Annotated in this window: 16 protein-coding genes; 8 read left to right on the forward strand and 8 right to left on the reverse strand. The window is 72.1% G+C overall.

The annotated features are described in order from the left end of the window. Positions 1-98 precede the first annotated feature (98 nt). Positions 99-3,971 (forward strand): discoidin domain-containing protein, encoded by a 3,873-nt coding sequence (locus Q5530_RS20275; protein ID WP_415364258.1) that lies wholly within the window; start codon positions 99-101, stop codon positions 3,969-3,971. A gap of 54 nt (positions 3,972-4,025) precedes the next feature. Here the strand turns inward: Q5530_RS20275 and Q5530_RS20280 are convergent, their stop codons facing one another. Continuing rightward, positions 4,026-4,223, reverse strand: coding sequence for a hypothetical protein (locus Q5530_RS20280; protein WP_415364259.1), 198 nt, complete (start codon positions 4,221-4,223; stop codon positions 4,026-4,028). A 168-nt stretch (positions 4,224-4,391) separates the two neighbouring features. On the opposite strand from Q5530_RS20280, the gene Q5530_RS20285 reads away from it, so the two are divergent. After that, positions 4,392-5,579, forward strand: coding sequence for a ricin-type beta-trefoil lectin domain protein (locus Q5530_RS20285; protein ID WP_415364260.1), 1,188 nt, complete (start codon positions 4,392-4,394; stop codon positions 5,577-5,579). Between the two features lie 236 nt (positions 5,580-5,815). Then, a complete protein-coding gene (locus Q5530_RS20290) occupies positions 5,816-6,559 on the forward strand; it encodes a PP2C family protein-serine/threonine phosphatase (protein WP_415364261.1) in 744 nt (247 codons plus the stop codon). A 523-nt stretch (positions 6,560-7,082) separates the two neighbouring features. Here Q5530_RS20290 and Q5530_RS20295 read toward each other — a convergent pair. The 6 genes from Q5530_RS20295 to Q5530_RS20320 form a co-directional block, all read right to left on the reverse strand. Beyond that, a complete protein-coding gene (locus Q5530_RS20295) occupies positions 7,083-8,030 on the reverse strand; it encodes a pectate lyase family protein (RefSeq protein WP_415364262.1) in 948 nt (315 codons plus the stop codon). Between the two features lie 111 nt (positions 8,031-8,141). Continuing rightward, entirely contained in the window at positions 8,142-9,293 is a 1,152-nt protein-coding gene (locus Q5530_RS20300; protein ID WP_415364263.1) for an enolase C-terminal domain-like protein, read from the reverse strand. Then, positions 9,290-10,576 (reverse strand): ABC transporter substrate-binding protein, encoded by a 1,287-nt coding sequence (locus Q5530_RS20305; protein WP_415364264.1) that lies wholly within the window; start codon positions 10,574-10,576, stop codon positions 9,290-9,292. Before Q5530_RS20305 ends, Q5530_RS20300 begins: the two co-directional genes overlap by 4 nt. A gap of 7 nt (positions 10,577-10,583) precedes the next feature. Continuing rightward, a complete protein-coding gene (locus Q5530_RS20310) occupies positions 10,584-11,495 on the reverse strand; it encodes a carbohydrate ABC transporter permease (protein WP_415364266.1) in 912 nt (303 codons plus the stop codon). After that, positions 11,492-12,367 carry a carbohydrate ABC transporter permease gene (locus Q5530_RS20315; protein ID WP_380635435.1) on the reverse strand — a complete coding sequence of 292 codons (876 nt, stop codon included), beginning with the start codon at positions 12,365-12,367 and terminating at the stop codon, positions 11,492-11,494. The genes Q5530_RS20310 and Q5530_RS20315 overlap by 4 nt, the downstream gene beginning before the upstream one ends. Further along, complete coding sequence (locus Q5530_RS20320) at positions 12,364-14,355, reverse strand: pectinesterase family protein (RefSeq protein WP_415364268.1); 1,992 nt, start codon at positions 14,353-14,355, stop codon at positions 12,364-12,366. Before Q5530_RS20320 ends, Q5530_RS20315 begins: the two co-directional genes overlap by 4 nt. Before the next feature lie 685 nt (positions 14,356-15,040). Here Q5530_RS20320 and Q5530_RS20325 point away from each other — a divergent pair. From Q5530_RS20325 to Q5530_RS20340, 4 genes are read left to right on the forward strand one after another with little or no spacing between them, the layout of a single operon-like run. Next, positions 15,041-15,580, forward strand: a complete 540-nt coding sequence (locus Q5530_RS20325; RefSeq protein WP_415364269.1) for a nuclear transport factor 2 family protein — start codon at positions 15,041-15,043, stop codon at positions 15,578-15,580. 34 nt (positions 15,581-15,614) lie between these two features. After that, a complete protein-coding gene (locus Q5530_RS20330; RefSeq protein ID WP_344035596.1) occupies positions 15,615-15,878 on the forward strand; it encodes a helix-turn-helix domain-containing protein in 264 nt (87 codons plus the stop codon). Beyond that, on the forward strand, positions 15,857-16,453 hold the full coding sequence (locus Q5530_RS20335; protein ID WP_415364270.1) for a TetR family transcriptional regulator: 597 nt from the start codon (positions 15,857-15,859) through the stop codon (positions 16,451-16,453). The genes Q5530_RS20330 and Q5530_RS20335 overlap by 22 nt, the downstream gene beginning before the upstream one ends. A 57-nt stretch (positions 16,454-16,510) precedes the next feature. Next, positions 16,511-17,173: a TetR family transcriptional regulator gene (locus tag Q5530_RS20340; protein WP_415364271.1), complete on the forward strand. Its 663-nt coding sequence runs from the start codon at positions 16,511-16,513 to the stop codon at positions 17,171-17,173. A gap of 118 nt (positions 17,174-17,291) precedes the next feature. On the opposite strand, the gene Q5530_RS20345 is transcribed toward Q5530_RS20340, so the two are convergent. Beyond that, positions 17,292-17,906, reverse strand: a complete 615-nt coding sequence (locus Q5530_RS20345; protein WP_415364272.1) for an SDR family oxidoreductase — start codon at positions 17,904-17,906, stop codon at positions 17,292-17,294. Between the two features lie 168 nt (positions 17,907-18,074). Here Q5530_RS20345 and Q5530_RS20350 point away from each other — a divergent pair, with 168 nt between their 5' ends. Next, positions 18,075-18,317: a hypothetical protein gene (locus Q5530_RS20350; RefSeq protein ID WP_415364273.1), complete on the forward strand. Its 243-nt coding sequence runs from the start codon at positions 18,075-18,077 to the stop codon at positions 18,315-18,317. Positions 18,318-18,322: the final 5 nt, after the last annotated feature.

Below are 18,322 nucleotides of genomic sequence, written 5' to 3' on the forward strand. Positions count from 1 at the left end.
CCTGCACCGCCCCACGAGAAGGGCCGGCACCGATGTCATCGACGACACGTGCTCGTTCACGCCTAGCCGCAGCACTGCTCGCACTGTCCCTGACCGCGTTGACCCTGGTCTCCCCCGCCGCCCAGGGCGCGCCCTCCACCGCCCTGGTGAACGACGGCGACCGGGACACCTACTGGCAGACCGACTCCCTCCCCCGGACGGTCGGCCTCGACCTCGGCGCGCCCACCCGGATCGACCAGGTCCGGCTGTCGGTGCCCGAGCACTGGGGCGAACGGCGGCAGACCCTCAGCGTCCGGACCAGCCTGGACGGCAAGGGCCTGGCCACGCTCGTGCCCTCCGGCACGCACACGTTCAGCCCCGCCGCCGGCAACCAGGTGACGTTCGACGTCGACCCGACCCTGGCCCGCTACGTGCAGGTCGAGGTGACCGGCAACAGCGCCGACGACGGCGCGCAGCTGGCCGAGATCGACGTCCGCCGGGTCGTCGACGCGCAGGCCCTGCTGCCCGCCACCTACACCGCGAGCAGCCACAGCGACGTCTACCAGCCGGGCAACGCCGGCGACGGCAACCAGGCCACCTACTGGGAGAGCTCGAACAACGCGTTCCCGCAGTGGCTGCGGGCCGACCTCGGCGCGGCGCTGAAGGTCGACCGCGTGGTGCTGAAGCTGCCCACCGCGAACTGGAGCTCCCGCACCCAGACGCTGGCCGTGCAGCACAGCGCGAACGGCACCTCGTTCAGCGACCTGGTGGCGTCGGCCCAGTACACGTTCAACCCCGCCTCGAACAACACGGTGACCATCCCGTTCACCGCGACCACGACGCGGTACCTGCGGCTGCTGATCACCGGCAACACCGGCTGGCCCGCCGGGCAGATCTCGGAGTTCGAGGTGCACGGCACCTCCGGCGGCGACACCCAGGCGCCCAGCGCGCCGACCAACCTGGCGTACACGACGCCGCAGTCCGGGCAGATCCGGCTCACCTGGTCGGCGGCCGGCGACAACACCGGGGTCACCGGCTACGACGTCTACGCCAACGGCCAGCTGCGCACCAGCGTCGCGGGCACCGTGCTGGCCTACACCGACACCCAGCCCGACGGCGTCGCGGTCAGCTACCACGTGATCGCCAAGGACGCGGCGGGCAACCAGTCGCCGCCCAGCAACACCGTGACCCGGCCCGGGTCGGGCGGCAGCGGCCAGAACCTGGCCAAGGGCAGGCCGATCACCGCCAGCTCCCACACGTTCACCTTCGTCGCGGCCAACGCCAACGACGACGACCTGAACACCTACTGGGAGGGCGCCACCTACCCGAACACGCTCACCACGCAGCTCGGCTCCAACGCCGACCTCAGCTCCGTGGTGGTCAAGCTCAACCCGTCGACCGCGTGGGGCCCCCGCACGCAGAACATCCAGGTGCTGGGCCGCGAGCAAAGCGCGTCCGGCTTCACCAGCCTGGTCCCGGCCCGGGACTACGCGTTCAACCCGGCCTCGGGCAACTCGGTGAGCATCCCGCTGTCCGGCCGCGTCGCGGACGTGCAGCTGCGCATCACCGCCAACAGCGGCGCGCCCGGCGGCCAGGTCGCCGAGTTCCAGGTGTTCGGCGTGGCCGCGCCCAACCCGGACCTGACCGTCACCGGCACCTCGTTCACCCCGGCGAACCCGGTCGAGAGCGCCGCGGTCACGCTGTCGGCCACCGTGCGCAACGCGGGCACGGCGGCGTCCGGCGCCACCGACGTGACGTTCTTCCTCGGCACCCAGTCCGTCGGCACCGCCCAGGTGGGCGCGCTGGCGGCGGGCGCGTCCGCGACCGTCACCGCGGACATCGGCGCGCGCGGCGCGGGCTCCTACGAGTACACCGCCAAGGTCGACGAGACGAAGAAGGTCGTCGAGCAGAACGAGGCCAACAACGCCCGCGTGCACCCGTCCGCGCTGGTGATCACCCCGGTGCCCAGCTCGGACCTCGTCGGCACGATCAGCTGGTCGCCCGGCAACCCCTCCAACGGCCAGAGCACGACCTTCACCGCGGTGATCCGCAACGACGGCAGCATCGCCTCCGCCGGCGGCGCGCACGGCGTCACGCTGACCCTGCTCAACGCCTCCGGCGGGACGGTGCGCACGCTGACCGGCAGCTTCACCGGCACGCTCCAGCCCGGCCAGTCGAGCCCGCAGGTCAACCTGGGCTCGTGGACCGCCGCGAACGGCAACTACACCGTGCGCACGCAGGTCGCGGTGGACGCCAACGAGATCGCCGCGCGGCAGGGCAACAACCTGTCCAACCAGCCGCTGTTCGTCGGCCGCGGCGCGAACGTGCCGTGGCAGCACGTCGAGGCCGAGGACGGCGTGACCGCGGGCGGCGCGCAGAAGATCGGCCCGAACCGCACCATCGGCGACCTCGCCGGCGAGGCGTCCGGCCGCCGCGCGGTGACGCTGAACAGCACCGGCGCGTCCGTCGAGTTCACCACCGGCGTGTCGACCAACACCCTGGTCACCCGCTTCTCCATCCCCGACGCCCCGGGCGGCGGCGGGATCAACTCCACGCTCAACGTCTACGTCAACGGCACGTTCCACAAGGCCATCGACCTGACCTCGCGGCACATCTGGCTCTACGGCAACGAGGCCAACCCGGGCAACTCGCCGAGCGCCGGCGGACCGCGGCACATCTACGACGAGGCCAACGTCGTGCTCAACGGCACGTTCCCGGCCGGCACGAAGATCAAGCTCCAGAAGGACGCGGCCAACACCACCACCTACGCCGTCGACTTCGTCAACTTCGAGCAGGTGGCGGCGCAGGGCAACCCGGACCCGGCGCGCTACACAACGCCCACCGGGTTCGGCCACCAGGACGTGCAGAACGCGCTCGACCGGTTCCGCATGGACACCACCGGCACCCTGCTCGGCGTCTACCTGCCGGCGGGCACCTACACCACCGCGCAGAAGTTCCAGGTGTACGGCAAGCCGGTGCGCGTGATCGGCGCCGGGCCGTGGTTCACCAGGTTCGTCGTGCCGAGCACGCAGGAGAACACCGACGCGGGCTTCCGCGCCGAAGCCTCCGTCAACGGCTCGACGTTCAGCGGGTTCTCGTTCTTCGGCAACTACGTGTCGCGGATCGACGGCCCCGGCAAGGTGTTCGACTTCAGCAACGTCGCCAACATCACCATCGACAACATCTGGGCCGAGCACATGGTGTGCCTCTACTGGGGCGCGAACACCGACTTCATGACCATCAAGAACTCGCGCATCCGCAACATGTTCGCCGACGGCATCAACATGACCAACGGCAGCACGGACAACCTCGTGCAGAACATCGAGGCGCGCTCGACCGGTGACGACAGCTTCGCGCTGTTCTCGGCGATCGACGCGGGCGGCGCGGACGAGAAGAACAACATCTACGAGAACCTGACGTCCCTGACGCCGTGGCGCGCGGCGGGCCTGGCGGTGTACGGCGGCTACCTCAACACCTTCCGCAACATCTACGTGGCCGACACGCTGACCTACTCGGGCGTCACGATCAGCTCGCTGGACTTCGGCTACCCGATGAACGGCTTCGGGCCCGAGCCGACCACGTTCAGCGGGATCACGCTGGTGCGCACCGGTGGCCACTTCTGGGGCGCGCAGACGTTCCCGGCGATCTGGATGTTCTCGGCGTCCAAGCCGTTCCGGGGCATCCGGGTCAACGACGTGGACATCATCGACCCGACCTACAGCGGCATCATGTTCCAGACCAACTACGTGGGCGGACAGCCCCAGAACCCGGTCCAGGACACGGTGTTCACCAACGTCTCGATCTCCGGGGCGCGGCTCAGCGGTGACGCGTTCGAGGCCAAGTCGGGCATCGGCATCTGGGTCAACGAGATGCCGGAGGCCGGTCAGGGCCCGGCGGTGGGCTCGGCGACGTTCAACAACCTGCGGTTGAGCAACAACCAGGAGAACATCCGCAACCGCACCACCACCTTCACCCTCAACATCAACCCGTAAGCGCGACGACCCCGCGTCCCCCGGTGGCCACGGCCGCCGGGGGACGCGGTCGTCTCACCCGTGCAGGCCCAGCTCGGCGGTCAGCCGCTCCCACTCGGGCACCTGCCCCGGCCGCAGCACGAAGCCGCAGGGTTGGCCGGCAGCTCGACCGAGGGCCAGTGCGCCGCCACCGGGGGCGGTTCGGGCGGGGGCGGTCCGGGCAGAGGACGCAGGCGGCTCGGGCGGGTGGCGGAACCAGGAGCGGAAGTCCACGCGCGCATCATCCCCGACGGGCCCGATCCGTCACGGTCCGACCAGGCATTTTCCGGACAACCGTCTCGAAGAGCGCTCTCACCGACCCTGGTGACGAGGTCTGGACCAACTGCGAAGCTTCCTCACGAGAGCACTCTCACACCTCTCCTCCCTGCATCAGGAGCTGTCGTGAGATTGGTCGCGCAGTGCTGCGCGGCGGTGGTGGCCGCCGCGTTCGTCGTCGTCCCCGCCGCCCAGGCCGCACCGGCCGCCGACCCCCTGCACGTCGCGCTGGAGCGGGACCTGGGCTGGGACCCGGCGCGGGCCGCCGTCCACCAGGCCGCCGAGTCCGCCTCCGTGCCGGTCGAGCGGGCGCTGAGGGCGCGCCTGGGCGACCGCTTCGGCGGGGCCTGGTACGGCGACGACGGGCTCCGGGGCGGCGACCAGTACGTCATCAACGGCAACACGCTGTGCTCGGTCGGCTTCTCGGTGAACAACGGCGGTTTCGTCACGGCCGGGCACTGCGGCGGCACGGGCAGCCCCACGCTGGGCCACAACAACGTCGCCCAGGGCACGTTCGCCGGCTCCTCGTTCCCGGAGAACGACTACGCCTGGGTGCGGACCAACGCCAACTGGACCCCCACCCCCTACGTGAACAACCACTCGGGCGGCAGCGTCGCGGTGGCGGGCTCGCAGGAGGCGGGCGTCGGCGCGTCGGTGTGCCGCTCCGGCCGCACCACGGGCCGGCGCTGCGGCACCGTCCAGGCCAAGAACGTCACCGTCAACTACTCGGGCCGCCTGGTCCACGGCCTGACCTCGACCACCGCGTGCGCCGAGGGCGGCGACTCCGGCGGCGCGTGGCCGGCGGGCAACCAGGCGCAGGGCGTCACCTCGGGCGGCTCGGGCAACTGCTCGTCCGGTGGCACCACGCTGTTCCAGCCGCTCAACGAGATCCTCGGCGTCTACGGCCTCCAGCTGACCACCACGGGCGGTGGCGGCGGCGCCGGCCGGATCATCGGCTACCAGGACAGGTGCGTCGACGTGCCGAACAGCAACGCGGTCGAGGGCCGGCGGCTCCAGGTGTGGGACTGCAACGGCACCGCCGCGCAGAACTGGGCCTTCCCCGGTGACGGCACGGTGCGGGCGTTCGGCCTGTGCATGGACGTGGCGTGGGGCTCGCGCGACAACGGGGCCGCGATCCAGCTGGCCCGGTGCTCCGGCAACCCCGCCCAGCAGTTCGTGCTGAGCGGCGCGGGCGACCTGGTCAACCCGCAGGCCAACAAGTGCGTGGACGTCACCTCCTGGGGCGGCGGCGGTACGCCGCTCCAGCAGTGGGGGTGCACGGGCGGCGCGAACCAGAAGTGGCGGCGCGCCTGATCCGCTGACCGGTGGCGGTGTCGCGGGACCGACCGCGGCACCGCCACCGCCGATCGGGTCGGGACCGCCACCGCCGATCGGGTCGGGACCGCCGAACCTCCCCCGGCGGTACCGGATCCACGACGGCGTGAAGACGTCCGCACCGACGGGTGACGGTCGCGCCACCGCCCCCGCGGTGCCCCTACCTTCGGTCGGGACCCGCCGGGCCCGGCGGGGTCCGGGGAGGACACGCCGCCATGACCGCGACACCGACAGCCCGCCGCACGGTCGGCGCCGCCACCTCGCGGGGCCCGAACCGGCCGCGCAACGCCGACGCCCACGCCCACCACGTCCACCACGGCGTGCTCGCCGCCGCGGTCGTCGACGGCACCGGCTCCGGGCGCGAGGTGGTCGAGTTCGCCGCGGTGGCGGCCACCACCGCGGCCCGGGTCGCCGCCCGGCGGACGCCGGTGCTCGGCCTCGTCGCCGCCGCCGAGGCGTGGACCGAGCCGCTCTCCGACGCACCGGGGCCCGACGGCGCGGTGGTGGTCGCGTCGGTCCGCCCCGGCGGCCACTGGCGCATCGCGTGGGCCGGCGACAGCGCCGCCTACGGCCTCAAGGACGACGGCGCGCTGCGCCGCTTCACCTCGCCCCACACGGTCGGCGAAGAGCTGCGCCGCGCCGGCGCGGCGGAGGCCGAGGCCGCCGCCCACGACCACCAGCTCCTGCACAGCCTCGCCCGCGTCCCGGTCGGCGGCGTCGAGGGCGTCGAGGCGATCGCCCGCCTGCTGGTGCTGGCCTCCGACGGCCTGAAGCTGCCGCCCGGGGACTTCGCCGCCCTGCTCGCCGGGCACGGGCACGACCCCGGGCACTGCGCCGAGCTGCTCGTCGAGGCCGCCCGCGAGCACGGCAGCCGCGACGACGTCACCGTGCTGGTCCTGCCCTACCCCGGAACCGGAGCGGTGCCCGAGCCCGAGCCCGAATCCGAGGAGAGGAGGTGACCATGTCCCCCGACGAGCCGCGGAAGCCGGACGACGACGACCCGCGCAACCCCCCGCCCGACGAGAGCCCGACCGGGAGCCTGCCCCGGATCCCGGGGTAGCCGGTCCGGCGGTGCCGGGACGAGCGGTGGGGCCGCGGGACGGCTCCCGAGGCCCCGCCGCACCCGGTCCCGGCACTGGGGTGGGGCGGTGGACCGGGTCCGGCAGGTACGCGAGACGACGACGAGGCCGACGTCCCGCACCGGATGCACCACCGGTTCATCCCCGAGCACGGCTTGCGCCCGACCGGCAGGCAGGCACCACGAGGTCTACCTGAGCGATCTCCGCCGGGTCGCGCCCGAGAAGCTGCGCACGATCCTCCGGCAGCCCGTCGCCACCGCCTGGCCGGGCCCTGCCCGACCGGCCTGCCTGACCGGGCCCCGCCCGACCGGACCCCGGCCTGACCCGGCCCCACGGGAACGGCCCCCGGCGGAAACCGCCGGGGGCCGTCGTCACACGGGGACGGGAGGGGTCAGGCCGGGGTTCAGCCCGAGACCTTGCCCACGCCCGCGCCGCTCTGCACGGTCGACTTCACGCTGCTCGCCGAGTCCAGCGCGTAGGAGTACGGGATCGACTTGACGCTGCCGCCCTGGTCGCCCGAACCCGAGTTCACGAAGTGGTTGTTGCGCGCCACCAGGTTGGCCGGGTCGGAGCTGCCCTCACCGCGGTGGAACGGGTCCTCGGTGTTCTCGAAGTAGTTGCCCTCGACGAGGACGCCCGCCTCCTCCGTCGAGGCGACACCGTAGGAGGTCACCCCGCCGTAGTAGTTGTTGTAGACGTGCACGGGGTTGCCGAAGCGGACCCGCGGGTGGCGCTGGCCGGTGCCGTCGAACCAGTTGTGGTGGTAGCTGACCCGCAGCTTGCCGCGGTCCTCGCCACCGTTGTCGTCGCTGTGGCCCAGCAGCATGGACTTGTCGTGGCTGCTGATCTTGTTCCACGAGATCGTCACGCAGTCGGACGCGCGCTTGACGTCGATCGCACCGTCGTAGCCGTTGGACAGGCTGTTGTGGTCGATCCAGACGCGCGTCGAGTACTGGACGTTGATCGCGTCGTCCTTCCAGTTCCTGAAGTTCAGGTTCCGGATGATGACGTTGCTGGCCTCCGACACGTTCAGGCCGTGGCCGGTGATCGTGGCGCCCGAGCCGACGCCGATGATCGTCTTGTTGGACGCCACCTTCGTCATGCTGGACAGCGTGATGCTGCCGGAGACCCGGATGATCGAGGTGGTGCTGGACTTGGCCGCGTTGATGAACGCGGTCGCGTCGCTGCCGACGTTCACCGTCGTGCCACCACTACCACCGGTGGTGCCGCCGCACTGCGTGGCCCAACCCTCGAGGTTGAACGAGGCGGCGTTGGCCGACGGGGCCACCATGACGGCGGTGGCGACGAGGGCCGTGGCCGCGAGCAGCGCACGGGATGACTTGCGGGACATGCGGTTTCCTCCATACGACTGTGGATGGAAAAGGAACCGGCGGCGGTACTCCTGGCGGCGGTGGTCCTGGCGGCGGTGGTCCTGGCGGCGGTCGCGGGCGTTACACCGTGATCACCACCTCTCGACGGTGTGCTTGCGGATGTGCTCGACGTCGAACTCGTCACCCAGTCCGGGAGAGGTCGACGGGGAGACGAAGCCCTCGTCGTCGAGCGGGTCGGCGAGCGCGAGCCGGTGGGGCGGCACGCGGTCGAAGTCGTGGAGCGGGTGCAGCAGGCCGCGCTCGTACCAGCGGCCGTTGTCGGTGCCGCCCAGCACGGCCAGGCTGGCGGCGCCGTCGCCGTGGATCTCGCAGTCCATGTTGAACGCCTCGGCCAGGTGCAGGGCCTTGAGCGTCGGCGAGATGCCGCCCACGTCGGTGGGCCCGGCGCGGAGGATGTCGCACGCCCCGGAGGTCACCCACTCGGCGCGGCTCAGGTGCTTGCCCCACGCCACCTCGGGCCCGATGACCGGGATGGACAGCTGCTCGGACAGCCACCGGTAGGAGCTGATCGACGCCTCCTCCATCGGCTCCTCGAACCAGTAGTAGTCCAGCTGCTCCAGGGCGCGGCCCAGCTCCAGCGCCTCGGTGCGCGAGTACCAGTGGTTGGCGTCGAGCATGAGCGCCACGCCCGGACCCACCGCCTCGCGCACGGCCTCGCAGGCGGCGATGTCGGCCCGCACGTTCGGCGCGCCGGGCACCGGCGGCATCCAGGTGTGCAGCTTGATCGCCCGGTACCCGCGCGCCACCAGCTGCTCGGCGAACCCGGCGTAGTCGCCGGGGGTCGACAGGCCGCCGGGGATCTCGTCACCGCACATGGTGCTGGCGTAGGCGGGGATGCGGGAGCGGGCGCCGCCGATGAGCTTCCACACCGGCAGCTCGGCCCGCTTGCCCACCAGGTCCCACAGCGCGGTGTCGACGTAGCCCAGCGCCCGGTCGGTGAACCGGCCGTGCGAGCCGCGCTGCTTGCGGGCCATCCTGCGCCACAGCAGCTCGCGGTCCCAGGGGTCGGCCCCGATCAGGACGGGCTTGACGATCGACTCCAGCACGGCGGGCCGCAGCTGGTCGGGGTGCGCCTGCACGCGGCCCACCACGCCGTCGGAGTCGGTGATCTCCAGCACGGCCTCGCGGATCTCGTGCTCGGCGCTCGGGTGCCGGTGCCCGTGCGGGTCCACCGCGGTCCACGCGGTGGTCGTGAACACCGACACCTCGACGCGCTCGATCATTTGCGGTCCTCCCACTCCTTCTGCGCCTCGGTGAGCTTGGCCGCCATGTCGTCGAGGAACTGCTGGGCGCTCAGCTCGCCGAGGAGCACCTTCTGGTACTGGGGCTCGCTGTCGGTCTTGGTGATCGAGGAGTACTGCGGCAGGTAGACCGGCGCGGGCACGAGGACGGTGGCGGGGTCCTCCAGGACGCCGAGCGCCATCTTCACGTGGGCGGCCTCGTCGATCCAGGCCGCGCCGCGCACGTCGGTGTTGGCCGGGATCTGGCCGACCTTCTCGTTCCAGTAGCTGTTGGACTCGGCGGAGGTCAGGAACTCGGCGAACTTCCACGCCGCGTCCTGGTTCTCGCTGTTCTTGAACACCGCGAAGCCGTCGGTCGGGTTGGGCACGACGGTCCGCTTGCCGCTGGGGCCGACCGGCAGCGGGATCGCGGCGACCTTGTCGCCGAGCGCCTTGGTCACGTCGCTGTAGGAGCCCAGGTTGTGGTGCATCATCGCGACCGAGCCGCCGGTGAACTGGGCGATCATCTGGGTGAAGCTGTTGTTGACGTCGGCCTCGGGCGTGGCCTTCTTGTAGAGCTTCGCGACCTTGTCGACCAGCTCGGCGTTGGCGCCGTCGCCCAGGGTGCTCCGGCCGTCCTTGAAGAACTCGTCCACGCCGGAGTACGCGTACGCCTCGGTGATCAGCTGGAACACCGAGCCGGCGCCGCCGCGGATGGTGTAGCCGTACCTGTTCGCGCCCGTGTCGGTGAGCTCCGTGGCCGCGGTGACGAACTCGTCCCAGGTCTTCGGCGGCTCGATGCCGGCGTCCTGGAACCAGTCGGTGCGGTACCAGATGATGTCCATGTTGGCGGAGGACGGAACGATGTAGAGCTTGCCGTCCGGCGCGGTCTGGCGGACCGTCTCCACCAGCGAGGGCAGCAGCTTCTCCTTCAGCGGCCCGCCGTTGATGCGGTCGTCGAGGGGGACCAGCGCCTCCTGGCCGACCAGGTGCGCGAGGTACGAGGTGGTCACGCCGCCCACGTCGGGCGTCTCGCCGCCGGCGATGGCGGTGTCGTACTTCTGCTGCACCGACGCGCTGGGGATGCCGACGTACTCGACCTTGATGGTCGGGTTCGCGGCCTCGAAGCGCGTGATGAGCTCCTTGTAGATGGGCTCGCGGGCGGGTCCGCCGTTGTTGTCCCAGAAGGTGATGGTGACGTTCCCGTCGTTCCCCGCACCCCCCTCGGACGAGCAGGCGGACAGCGCCAGCGCGGCAGCGGCCACGGCGACCAGCAGTTTTCTCATGATGCTCCTATCCCTTCACAGCCCCGGCACTGAGCCCCTGCACCAGGAACCGCTGCACGACGGCGAAAACCAGGACCACCGGCACGGCCGCGACCACGCCACCGGCGGCGAGTGCTCCGAAATCGGTGTTGAACTCACCCAGCGTGTAGCTCAGGCCGACCGGCAGGGTGAACTTGTCCTGCCTCGTCGCGAACATCAGCGCGAACAGGAAGTTGTTCCAGGCGCCGATGAACGCGAACGACCCGACCGCCACCAGGGCGGGCTTGAGCTGCGGCAGGACGACCGCGAAGAACGCCCGCAGGCGCGAGCAGCCGTCGACCATCGCGGCTTCTTCCAGCTCCACGGAGATGTTGCGGATGAACCCGGCCATCAGGATCAGCGACAGCGGCAGCTGGAACGCCACCTCCGCGATCACCAGGCCGGTGATGCTGTTGAGCAGCCCGAGGCCCTTGAAGATCACGAACAGCGGGATCAGCATCATCGCGCCGGGGATGAACTGGCTGCACAGCATGGCCAGCAGGAAGACCCGCTGGCCGCGGAACCGGAACCGCGCCAGCGCGTACCCGCCCATCACCGACAGCACGGTCACGAACACGAGCACGCCCAGGCCCATGACCACGCTGTTGTAGAAGAAGACGCCGAACCCGATGTCGTTCCACACCGTGTCGAAGTGCTCGAACGAGATGGGCCACGGCACGAGCTGCGTCGAGCCGGCCGGCCGCACCGCGAACACCAGCATCCAGTAGAACGGGACGAGCGTGAACAGCAGGTAGAGCACGAGCGGCACGTGGATCATCCACGGCTTGCCCGGCTCCTCGGCCACCGCGCGGCGGCGGCGGCGCCGGGTCGGCGGCTTCGCGTGCGTGGTGTCGACGACCTCGCGCACCAGGGTGTCGGTCTTGCCCAGCGTCTCGGTCATGCCCGACTCCCGAACTTCGACACCCGCAGGTACACGATCGAGAAGAACAGCAGGATCAGGAACCCGGCCACGGTGAGCGCCGAGCCGTACCCGAAGTTGTGCGAGTCGACGGCCTGCCGCGCCACGTACAGCGGCAGGGTCGTGGTCTGGTTCGCCGGCCCGCCGCCGGTCAGGGTGTAGATGAGGTCCACGTTGTTGAACTCCCACACCGCGCGCAGCAGGGTGGACAGGATGATCGCGTCCTTGAGGTGCGGCAGGGTGACGCTGGTGAAGCGCCGCCACCGGCTCGCGCCGTCCACGGACGCCGCCTCGTAGAGGTCCTTGGGGATGCTCTGGAGGTCGGCGAGCAGCAGGATCGCGAAGAACGGCACGCCGCGCCACAGCTCGGTCACCACCAGGGCGTCGAAGACCGTGTCGGGGTTGCCCAGCACCGAGGTGCCCGGCGAGCCGATGCCCCACTCCGAGAGGACCTGGAAGATGCCGGTGGACGGGTTGAGCAGCAGGATCCAGATGCCCGTGGTGAGCACGCCCGAGACCGCCCACGGCGAGAACACCAGCGCCCGCGCCACGCCGCGCCCGACGAACGTCTCGTTGACGATCAGGGCGAGGACCAGGCCGAGGAGCAGCTGGAGCCCGACCTCGACGAGCACCCACTTGGCGCTGAACGCGAGGCTCTGCCAGAACAGCGGGTCGTCGAACAGCATCTGCTTGAAGTTGTCGAGACCCGCGAAGCCGTTCTTCCACGGCTGGGTCACGTTGTAGCGCTGGAGGCTGTAGTAGACGACGCTGGCGATGGGGTAGACCAGGAACACCGCCATCAGCAGCAGCGTCGGCGCGATGAGCGCGTAGGGCGCCCAGGTGCGTGTCCTCATGCGGGGATCCAGTCGCCGAGGTACGCGCGGACGGTGTGCTGCCGGGCCTGCTCGGCGGTGAGCTGGGGCCGGTCGGCGCCGGTGCCGGCGCCCGGACCGGAGTTGCGGTACTCGGCGAACCGGGCCCCGCGCCACGGGAAGCCGGACATGTCGGTCCACGGGGCGGCCTTGACCGCGGCGGGCAGCCTGGTGTCTCGGATGACGACGGAGCCGATCGCGTCGGGGTCGCCGCCGGGGTGCCACGGGCGGCCCAGGTAGTAGGAGCCGTCGGGGGCGTCGCTGGTGATGGTCGAGTTCACGACGAGGAAGCCGTGCGGGTTGTCGCGGCGGGTGCTCGCGGCGGTGACGTACCCGGCGGGCTCGCCGTCGCGGTGCAGCGCGTGGATCCTGACCTGGTCGAACACGGCGGTCGCGCGGCCGAAGACGAAGTCGACGTCGCCGACGATCTCGCAGCCCCGGTAGTACTGGCGGGCCCGGGTGTCGGCGGACCTCGTGTCGGCGTACAGGGTGTCCTGGTGGCCGAGGAAGCGGACGCGGTCGTAGTACTGCCGGTCGCCGGTGGCCTTGACCGCGACGGCCTGGGTGGCGGTGATCTCCGGGTGCGCCGCCCGGTCGAAGGAGTTGCTGAACGTCAGGTCGCGGGCGGTGAAGCCGTCGGCCTCGATGGTGGCCGTGGCCGAGCCCGTGGTGCCGTGGGTGGTGCCGTCGGGCTTCGGGGTACCGCCGGCGTTGTCGTAGTCGATGACCACGTCGCGGGCGGTGCCGGTGGAGCCCTTGAGGGTGAGGTCCCGCTTGGTCGCGGGGACCCGGAGGACCTCGCGGTAGACGCCCTTGCCGAGGGTGATGGTGGTGCCGGCGGGCGCGGCGTCGACGGCGGCCTGCACGGTGTCGAAGTCGGTGCCCTTGGCGACGTGGTAGCGCTCGCGCTGGAGCGCGCCCGCCCTGAGGTTCTTGATCCGGTGGGTGGGCTCCAGGCCGCGGTTCAGCGTGGGCGTCCACCCGGCGTCGCCGGAGAGCCGCGCGGTCGGGTTGGCGGCGTTGAAGGCGGCCAGCACGTCGACCGGCCTGCCGTCGACCAGGGTGCCGGTCTCGGTGATGGCGGTGCCGCCCCAGTTGTGGATGAGGTCCTCGACGGAGCCGCCGCCGCCGAGCTTGACGTAGTTGTTCTCCACGTACAGGGCGGACTGCACGCCCACGCCCCAGGCGTAGACGAACGTCGGGCCGGGCTCGTAGAGGTTGTTGTAGACGTGCACCTGGCCGAAGCGCACGCGCGGCAGGCGTTCCTCCACGTTGCGGAAGACGTTGTGGTGCACGGAGACGCGCAGCTTGCCCGGGTCGGTGGTCGAGGTGTTCGACGAGCCGATGAGCATCGTCTTGCCGTGGTCCTCGAACAGGTTGTGCGACGCGGTGACCAGGTCGGTGCCGTTGGTCATGTCCAGCGAGCCGTCGTGCTGCTGGAACGGGCGCCCGAAGTAGCTCGGCGCGGCGCTGTCCGGGTGGGGCTGGTCGGTGAAGGTGTTGTGGTCGACCCACACGTTCGTGGCGCGCTGGAGGGACACCGCGTCGTAGGCGGAGTTCCAGTTGCCCTCGGCGCCGTCGGTCGGGTCCCACTGCGGGAAGCAGTCGCGGGTGTCGCGGAAGGTGAGGTTGCGGACGATCACGTTGCTCGCGCTGTGGATGCGCAGGCTCGCGCCCGTGATGCCCGCGCCGCGCCCGTCTCCGACGATCGTGGTGTCGCTCCCCACCGGGAAGCCGATCGCCGCCAGTTGCCGCTGCGCGGACGCGGCGCGGGCATCTTCCAGCGGGCCGCTGGGTTCGCTGTCGCGTCCCCAGACGGCCGGGTCGTAGGCCGCCAGGTAGGCGGGCAGGGTGTATCCGTCGACCGCGTAAGAGGTGCAGTCCTGGCGCACGTCGATGACGCCCCGGACTTTGATCAGGCGCGGTGCGGGCGCCGCCAGCGCGGCCCGCAATTCCGCGGCCGTGCGCACGACGTGCTCCGTTGTCGCTTTCGACCCACCGGTGGTCCCGGTACCGCTCGACGCCCAGCCGTTCCCGGGCTCCAGGACCTGTCTGCCCAGGTCGGGACCTGCTTGCGCGGCTGCGGGCACCAGCGCGCCGAGGGCGCAGGCGAGTACTAGCGCAGAACTGATAATCCGCATGTCGAGGGGCCTTCCCCGGCGAGTTCGTTCATATCCGTGAACGCTATCCAGAAGTGCGAACAGAGTATTACGAAAGTGTTCGGCACACGTCAACGACGTAACCTGGTTCGATGTGCGTTCGACGGTCCGTTTCGACGATTCGTCGAATTCGAGTCGAATTCGAGTGGCCGGGTGCGGGCGGGCGGGTCGGGCGGCGGTCGGGAACTCCGCGAGCCGGTAGGACCGGACAGCAGGACTGCCCGGAGCGGTGGGCGCGGGGCCGCCCCGTCCGCCGGTACCACCCGCAGGCACCCCCGGTCCGCGCCGCGCGGGACCGACCGGGACATCACTCGGTGGCCGCCCGGCGGTGACCTCCGGTCCACGCCGCGCGCGGGACACCACATCCGGTGGCCGCCTGGCGGGTGGCCCCCGGTCCGCGCCGCGCGGAGCCGACCGGCCCCACCCGGGGGCACCCCAATGGCCCCGTGCGCCCGGGTCCGGCCCGCCCCACACTGGGGAGTCCGGAGACCACCGCGTGCCGGGAGGCGCCCGTGACACCGTCGACCCCCGCCGCGCCGCCGGGACCCGGGGCACCGCCGGGCGTCCCCCGCCCGAGCGGGCCGCGGTGGTAGGCGGGGCCACGGCGGCGGTGGAGCGGCTCGTCGCCCGGTGGGCGGCCGCCGACGCCGCGGGCGCGGGCCGGTTGTTCGCCGACCGGGTGCGGTGGTGGGCGGTGCCCGTGCCGGGCGCGCCGTGGCCGGAGGCGGTGCGCTCGCCGCGCGAGGTCGAGGCGTTCTTCCTCGCCTTCCTCGGCGCGTTCGAGCTGACCGGCGTCACCACCGGGCGGCTGGTGGCCGCCGGGGCGGACGCCGTGCTGACCGGGCAGCTGCACGCGCGGGTGCACGTGAGCGGCGAATCCCGGTCCTTCGACTTCGCCCTGGCGGTGTCCGTCCGGAACGGCCTGATCAGCGACTTCCGGTGGTACGCCGACACGTTGGCGCTCGCCCGCGCGCTGGGGACCGCCGGTGTTCCGCCGGTATCACCGGATTGGCCGCACGGATCGGTGCCAGGATGACGATCGCGACCGATCGCCGAGGAGAGGTGCCGCCGTGCCGGACGAGCCCCGACCGATCAGCGACCTCCTGCCGGAGCTGCGCCGAGGGCGCGGGTTGACCCAGCACGACCTGGCGTCGCGGCTCCACGCGGCCTCCGGCAACGCCAGCGTCACCCGCGAGGAGGTGTCCCGGTGGGAGCGCGGCAAGCGCATCCCCGGTCCGTACTGGCGGGCCTGGCTGGGTCGGGTGCTCGACACCCCGGCGCGCGAGCTGGAGCGGGCGGCGGCGGTGGCCCGGTGGACCCGCAGACGGCGGTGACGACCCGCGACGAGCTGCTCGCGGCGGCGGCCGAGGTGTTCGAGCGCGACGGGTACGTGCGTGCCACGGTGGACGACGTCTGCCTCCGGGCCGGGGTCACCAAAGGCGCGCTGTACGGCCACTTCAGCTCGAAGAAGGCGCTCGCGGTGGCGCTGGTGGAGGCGCACGCCCGGGAGTGGGCGCGGGCGCGCGAGCGACTCCAGCGCGTGCACCGCAGCCCGTTGCAGGTGCTGGTGGACCTCGGGTACGCGGCGGACGACCCGGCGGTGCGGCGGCTGGTGTTCCGGTCGCCGGTGTCGGAGGAGGTGGCCGAGCGGCAGCTCGCGCGGTGGCGCTCCACCGTGCACGACCTGCTGCGGGGCGCGGCGGCGCGCGGCGAGCTGCGCGAGGACGGCGACCTGCCGGCGCTGGCGGAGGGGCTCGTGGCCGAGCTGGTGGGCGCGCACCTGGTGGGCATGGGGGTGGACGCGGCCGACGCGGTGACCCGGGGCCTGGTCCGGGTCTGGCGGTCCTGGCTGCCCGCCGTGGTGCGGCCGGAGGTGTGGGCGGGGTTGCGCGTCGAACCACCGCGTTGACCTCTCGTGCACGGAAAACTACTCTGTGTCACAGCACCGAAGCCGTGGAGGACCCGCGTGAACGATCCGGCCCGGGGAGCCCGCACCAGGGCCGCCCTGGTCGCCGCGAGCATCGAGCTGTTCGACCGCCAGGGCTACGAGGCCACGTCGCTGGAGGCCGTCTGCCGGCACGTCTCGGTGACGAAGGGCGCGCTGTACCGGCACTTCCCGTCCAAGCAGGCGCTCGCGGTCGCCGTCGTCGAGGAGTACTTCCGCCGCTGGCACGACGTGCGCGCCGAACTGGAGGGCGGCGGGGCCGGGCCGCTGCGCACGCTGGTCGCCCTGACCGAGCGGATGGGCCTGCTGGTGCGCGAGGACCGGACCGTGCGGGTCGGGGTGCGGCTGCTCTACACCAGCGAGCTGTTCGACCTGGTGGCCGGCGTGCACTTCGCCTGCCTCGCGGCCGTGGTGCGCGACCTGCTGGACCGGGCCGCGGCGGCGGGCGAGGTCGTGGCGGACGCGGACGTGCGCGAGGAGGCGGAGGGCTTCACCGCGGCCGTGGTCGGGGCGCAGGTGGTCTCGGTGGTCACCGCGCGGGGCGGGCGGCCGGTCACGCCGTGGCGGCGCAGGCTCAGCAGGCTGGCCACCCCGGCGGCGCTCGTCCCGGCGGCCCTCGTCCCGCCGGTACCCCTGCCCGCGACACCCGCCGCCGGTCGGGCGGACCCGGCCGCGAGCGCCTGAGACCGCACCGTCCCCTCCGCACCGTCCCCTCCGCACCATCCCTTCCGCACCATCCCCTCCGCACTGTCGCGTTGCGACTCCGACCTGGGAACGCGTGCCCGCAACGCTTCCGGCCGGTTCAGCCGGCGAGCACCGGGTACTGCACGGTGACGTCCTGCGCCAGCGCGGCCTTCACGTGGCGCGAGACGTCGTCCGCCAGCACCTCGTGGGCGTCGGCCTCGATGCCGTCCAGGGCGAGGTCCGCGACGTGGCGCGGGTCGCTCTTGGGCGCGGTGACGTCCGAGGTCATGTCGGTGTCGACGTAGCCGACGTGCAGGCCGGTGACGCGGATGCCGCGCGTGCGCAGGTCCAGGCGCAGCGAGTTGGTCTGGGACCACAGGGCGGCCTTGGAGGCGCTGCAGGAGCCGCCGAGGGCCGCCCAGGACAGGGCGGAGGCGACGTTGAGCAGGTGGCCGCCGCCGTTGCGCTCGATCACCGGGACGAAGGCGCGGGTGACGTTGAGCGGGCCGTAGAAGTTGGTCTCGAACTCGCGGCGGACGTCCTCCACCGGGGAGTCGAGGAAGGACGCCTGGACGAGCCCACCCGCGTTGTTGACCAGGACCGTCACGTCGTCGGCCTCGCGGGCGGCCGCCGCGACCGAGTCGGGGTCGGTCACCTCCAGGGCGAGCGGGACGGCGTCGGGGTGCGTGACCGTGCGCGGGTCGCGGGCGGTGTACCAGCTGTTCGAGAGCAAGGACGACCTGATCGCGGCCAGCCTGGACCGCCGCGGCCCGGCCTACGACGCCCTGCTGCTCCCACGGCGGGCGGCGCCCCGCGCGACCGCGTCCTGCACGTCTTCCGGGCCCAGGACGCCCTCACCGGGACGCCGGACTACCGCGGCTGCCCGCTGGTGGCCACGGCGGTGGAGCTGAAGGACCCCGGGCACCCGGCCAACGCCGTGGCGCGCCGGTTCAAGCAGGGCCTGACGGACTTCTTCGCGGCGGAGGCGCGTGCCGCCGGCGTCGCCGACCCGGACACCCTGGCCGCCCAGCTGACCGTGGTCTTCGACGGCGCTTCGGACTGCGCGGTGGTCCGGGCCGAGCCGCTGGCCGGCCTGGGCGTCCGCACCGCGACGGCGCTGCTGGACGCGGCCGGGGTGCCCTGACCGCC

It is taken from the genome of Saccharothrix sp. BKS2 (genome assembly GCF_047689505.1).
In the GTDB taxonomy this organism is placed as follows: Bacteria; Actinomycetota; Actinomycetes; order Mycobacteriales; family Pseudonocardiaceae; genus Actinosynnema; species Actinosynnema lopnurensis.

Coding starts and splice junctions, on each gene's coding strand:
- Q5530_RS20290 (WP_415364261.1), top strand. CDS start 5,816: ATGACCGCGACACCGACAGCCCGCCGCACGGTCGGCGCCGCCACCTCG.
- Q5530_RS20295 (WP_415364262.1), bottom strand. CDS start 8,030: ATGTCCCGCAAGTCATCCCGTGCGCTGCTCGCGGCCACGGCCCTCGTC.
- Q5530_RS20300 (WP_415364263.1), bottom strand. CDS start 9,293: ATGATCGAGCGCGTCGAGGTGTCGGTGTTCACGACCACCGCGTGGACC.
- Q5530_RS20305 (WP_415364264.1), bottom strand. CDS start 10,576: ATGAGAAAACTGCTGGTCGCCGTGGCCGCTGCCGCGCTGGCGCTGTCC.
- Q5530_RS20310 (WP_415364266.1), bottom strand. CDS start 11,495: ATGACCGAGACGCTGGGCAAGACCGACACCCTGGTGCGCGAGGTCGTC.
- Q5530_RS20315 (WP_380635435.1), bottom strand. CDS start 12,367: ATGAGGACACGCACCTGGGCGCCCTACGCGCTCATCGCGCCGACGCTG.